Below are 4,421 nucleotides of genomic sequence, written 5' to 3'. Positions count from 1 at the left end.
CCTTGAGGGCGCGGCGCAGCGCCGCGATCTGGCTGCGCGTGGCGCGTTAGGCGGCCAGCGCGGCGATCTCGCCTTCGAGCACGCGCCGCACCTCGACCACGTGGACCACCGACTGCACCGAGGTCAGCACGGCCGGGTCGAAGGCCAGCGCCATGTTGACCGGCCGCGGCGCGACGAACACGCCCGAGCCCTGGCGCGACTGCACCAGGGCCCTGGACTTGAGCTGGTGAACCGCCTCCCGCACCACGGTGCGCGAGACGCCGTGCGCCGAGGCCAGCTGCTGCTCGGTCGGCAGCCGGTCGCCCACTTGCAGCGTGCCGCCCTCGATCTGCGCGCCCAGCAGCGCCGCCAACCGGTCCGACAGCCGGTCGACGACCAGCGGCTGGGGTTGGGGGGAGGAGGCGTTCCGCACGACGGAGGAGGAGAAAAAGGCAGTTATCAGGTCATCATACAAATATTGCGCGGGTTAATGCCTAACGGTTTGCCCTGATGCGCAGCCGGGTCGCGATGCCAATACTCCGCGCTTGCGGCCTGGAGAGCCCTCCATGGCCCGGCGTCGATTTGCGACCTTTCAGGACTTCAGTGCATGGCCAGTGTCACGATCCAGTCAGTCAAGAAGAACTTCGGTGAAGTCGCCATCCTGCATGGGGTGGACATCGACATCCAGGACGGCTCGTTCACGGTGCTGGTGGGGCCTTCGGGCTGCGGCAAGTCGACGCTGCTGCGCATGATCGCCGGGCTCGAGGAGATCAACGGCGGCGAGATCCGCATCGGTGACAAGCGGGTCAACGACCTGCCGCCGAAGGAGCGCGACATCGCGATGGTGTTCCAGAACTACGCGCTCTACCCGCACATGACGGTGCGCGAGAACATGGCTTTCGCACTGGCGCTGGCGAAGATGGGCAAGCCGGCCATCGAGGCCAAGGTCCAGCGCGCGGCCGAGATCCTGGCGCTGGCGCCGTTGCTCGACCGCTATCCGCGCCAGCTCTCGGGCGGCCAGCGGCAGCGGGTCGCGATGGGGCGTGCCATCGTGCGCGATCCGCAGGTGTTCCTGTTCGATGAGCCGCTGTCGAACCTCGATGCCAAGCTGCGGGTGGCGATGCGCGGCGAGATCAAGGAACTGCATCAGCGCCTGAAGACCACCTCGATCTACGTCACGCACGACCAGATCGAGGCCATGACTATGGGCGACAAGATCGTCGTCATGCGCGACGGCCGGATCGAGCAGACCGGCAGCCCGCTCGAGCTCTACGACCATCCGGCCAACCAGTTCGTGGCCGGCTTCATCGGCTCGCCGGCGATGAACTTCCTGCCCGGCACCCTGCACCGCAGCGGCGGCACGGCCCGGGTCGAGCTGGCCGACGGCACGCAGCTCGATGCGCCGCTGGCGGCCGGCGGCGCCGATGGCCAGCGGGTCGTCTACGGCACCCGGCCCGAGCACCTGACGCTGGCCGACCAGGGCGGCATTCCCGCCCGGGTGGCGGTGATGGAGCCGACCGGCATGGACACCTTCGTCGCCTGCCGCCACGAAGGGGCCGAGCTCTCCGCAGTGTTCCGCGAGCGTCACGACTTTGCGCCCGGCACCACCATCCACCTGCAACCCGATCTTCAACGCGCGCATCTCTTCGACGCCGGCACCGGCCAACGGCTGGTCTCATGAGAACTTGCGGGACAGACCAAGAAACTGCGAAGCAGTTTTTGCTCTGTCCTCAACTGACTAGAAATTTCGGCCGTTCAACCACAGGAGACATGAATGAGTGATTTCAATCGCCGCAAGATTCTGAAAAGCTCGGCCGGCATCGCAGCCGCCGCCTCGCTCGGCGTCGGCACCGCGATCTTCTCGCCGCTGGCGAACGCGCAGTCGATCACCTTCAAGCCCGAGAAGGGCGCCAAGCTGCGGGTGCTGCGCTGGAGCCGCTTCGTGCAGGGCGACATCGACGCCTACATGGCCAACGTCAAGCGGTTCAGCGAGGCCACCGGCATCGAGGTGCGGGTCGACAACGAGGGCTGGGAGGACGTGCGGCCCAAGGCGGCGGTGGCGGCCAACACCGGCGCCGGCCCGGACATCATCCTGTCGACCAACGACGACGCCAACCTGTACCCGGAAAAACTGCTCGACGTCACCGATCTGGCGGAATACCTCGGCAAGAAATACGGCGGCTGGTACCCGGCCGGCGAGACCTTCATGCGGCCCGACGGCAAGCGCTGGATCGGCCTGCCGCTGGGCGCGGCCGGCTCGCTGATGGTCTATCGCGAGAGCATGCTCAAGGCCGCCGGCTTCGCCGCCTTCCCGAAGACCACCGACGACTTCCTCAAGCTCTACAAGGCGCTGAAGGAGAAGGGCACCCCGGGCGGCATGGCCCTTGGCAACGCCACCGGCGACAGCACCTGGACCAACTGGCTGGTCTGGACCTTCGGCGGCAAGCTGGTCGACAAGAACAACAAGGTGGTCCTCGACAGCCCCGAGACGATCAAGGCGCTGGAGTACGCCAAGGAGCTGTATGCCAACTTCATCCCGGGCACGCTGTCGTGGCTCGACCCGAACAACAACAAGGCCTTCCTCGACGGCCAGATCAGCGTCACCAACAACGGCATCTCGATCTACTACGCGGCCAAGAACTCGCCCGATCCGAAGGTCAAGGAAATGGCCGCCGACATCAACCATGCGGTGTTCCCGATCGGTCCGGTCGGCGTGTCGACCGAGTCGCATCTGTTCTTCAACCAGATGATCATGAAGTACACCAAGTACCCGCAGGCCTCCAAGGAGTTCCTGCGCTTCATGATGGAGCGGCCGCAGTTCGACGACTGGCTGCAGGGTGCCGGCGGCTACGTCGCGCAGCCGCTGCGGGCCTACGAGGCGAATTCGATCTGGACCTCCGATCCCAAGAACACGCCGTACCGCGATTCGGTCAAGAACCTGCGTCCGGCCGGCTACGACGGCAAGCTGGGCTATGCGTCGGCCGGGGCGGCGGCTGACTTCATCATTCCCAACATGGTGGCCGAGGCGGCGAGCGGATCGAAGACGCCCAAGGAAGCCGCCGAGCGCGCGCAGAAACGCGCTGAGCGCTATTACAAGGTATGAATCCGGCTCACCCCCAGGTTGGCTTACTGCGTGTAGCCGCCCACCCCCTCGCCGGGGGCAACACCAGCGGCCCGGCAAAGCCGGTTCCGCGGTGTTCCTGGAAGGGAGCCATTCAGAAACCAGCAGGGCGACGCTCGCTATGACCCTTCTCGCCAGGCTGCAGAACAGCCGCAACGCCCTCGGCTTCATGTTCATGTTGCCGGCGGCGGTGCTGCTGCTGCTGTTCCTGACCTATCCGCTGGGCCTGGGCACCTGGCTCGGCTTCACCGATGCCAAGGTCGGGCGGCCGGGCGTATGGATCGGGCTCGAGAACTACATCTTCCTCTGGGGCGATGCGGTCACGCGGCTGGCCCTGTTCAATACGCTCTTCTACACGGTGGTGGCGAGCGTGTTCAAGTTCCTGCTCGGCCTGTGGCTGGCGGTGCTGCTGAACAAGAACATCCGCCTGAAGACCTTCTTCCGCGCGGTGATCCTGCTGCCCTACATCGTGCCGACGGCGCTGTCGGCGATCGCCTTCTGGTGGATCTACGACTCGCAGTTCTCGATCATCAGCTGGGGGCTCATGAAGCTGGGGCTGATCGACCACTACATCGACTTCCTCGGCGACCCGTGGAATGCCCGGTTCGCGGTGATCGCGGCCAACGTGTGGCGCGGCGTGCCCTTCGTCGCGATCACGCTGCTGGCCGGCCTGCAGACCATCTCGCCTTCGTACTACGAGGCTTCGGCGATCGACGGCGCGACCCCGTGGCAGCAGTTCCGCCACGTCACGCTGCCGCTGCTGACCCCGATCATCGCGGTCGTGATGACCTTCTCGGTGCTGTTCACCTTCACCGACTTCCAGCTGATCTACGTGATCACGCGCGGCGGGCCGCTCAATGCGACGCACCTGATGGCGACGCTGTCGTTCCAGCGCGCGATCTCGGGCGGTGCGCTCGGCGAGGGCGCGGCGATCGCGATCGCGATGGTGCCCTTCCTGCTGGGCTGCATCATGTTCAGCTACTTCGGACTGCAAAGACGGGCGTGGCAGAAATGAACTCGCCCCCAGGTTGGCTCACTTCGTGTAGCCGCCCACCCCCTTCCGGGGGCCATACCAGCGGCCCGGCAAAGCCGGTTCCGCGGTATTTCCCGCAAAGACACAAGGAGACGCCATGAGCAGGGCCGGTCAGATCGATGTCGTCGGCATGAGCTACCTCGACACCGTGCCGCGCAAGGCGGTCACGGTGTACCTGCCGCTGGTGGTGTTCCTGATCGTGCTGCTGTTTCCGTTCTACTGGATGGCGATCACGGCGGTGAAGCCCGAAGTCGAGCTGCTGTCGCGCGAGGGCAATCCGTTCTGGGT

At 65.8% G+C, this 4,421-nt stretch carries 4 protein-coding genes and 1 pseudogene; 4 read left to right on the top strand and 1 reads right to left on the bottom strand.

Annotated elements, in window-relative coordinates; all coding sequences use genetic code 11:
- Nucleotides 1-46 precede the first annotated feature (46 nt).
- A complete protein-coding gene (locus tag AC1D2K_RS30690) occupies nucleotides 47-412 on the bottom strand; it encodes a FadR/GntR family transcriptional regulator (RefSeq protein WP_478093708.1) in 366 nt (121 codons plus the stop codon).
- A gap of 174 nt (nucleotides 413-586) precedes the next feature.
- Here AC1D2K_RS30690 and AC1D2K_RS30685 point away from each other — a divergent pair, with 174 nt between their 5' ends.
- From AC1D2K_RS30685 to AC1D2K_RS30670, 4 genes and pseudogenes are all read left to right on the top strand, one after another.
- Nucleotides 587-1,660, top strand: a complete 1,074-nt coding sequence (locus tag AC1D2K_RS30685) for an ABC transporter ATP-binding protein (protein ID WP_478093706.1) — start codon at nucleotides 587-589, stop codon at nucleotides 1,658-1,660.
- A gap of 93 nt (nucleotides 1,661-1,753) precedes the next feature.
- Nucleotides 1,754-3,082 carry an ABC transporter substrate-binding protein gene (locus AC1D2K_RS30680; RefSeq protein WP_478093704.1) on the top strand — a complete coding sequence of 443 codons (1,329 nt, stop codon included), beginning with the start codon at nucleotides 1,754-1,756 and terminating at the stop codon, nucleotides 3,080-3,082.
- Nucleotides 3,083-3,221: 139 nt separating this feature from the next.
- Nucleotides 3,222-4,115: a carbohydrate ABC transporter permease gene (locus AC1D2K_RS30675; RefSeq protein ID WP_478093702.1), complete on the top strand. Its 894-nt coding sequence runs from the start codon at nucleotides 3,222-3,224 to the stop codon at nucleotides 4,113-4,115.
- Between the two features lie 115 nt (nucleotides 4,116-4,230).
- Nucleotides 4,231-4,421 (top strand): annotated as a pseudogene (locus AC1D2K_RS30670) (carbohydrate ABC transporter permease); the annotation flags it as partial.

The sequence above is a fragment of the Variovorax sp. P1_H12_2 genome, from assembly GCF_056405335.1.
This window is presented reverse-complemented; position numbering and strand designations above follow the sequence as displayed.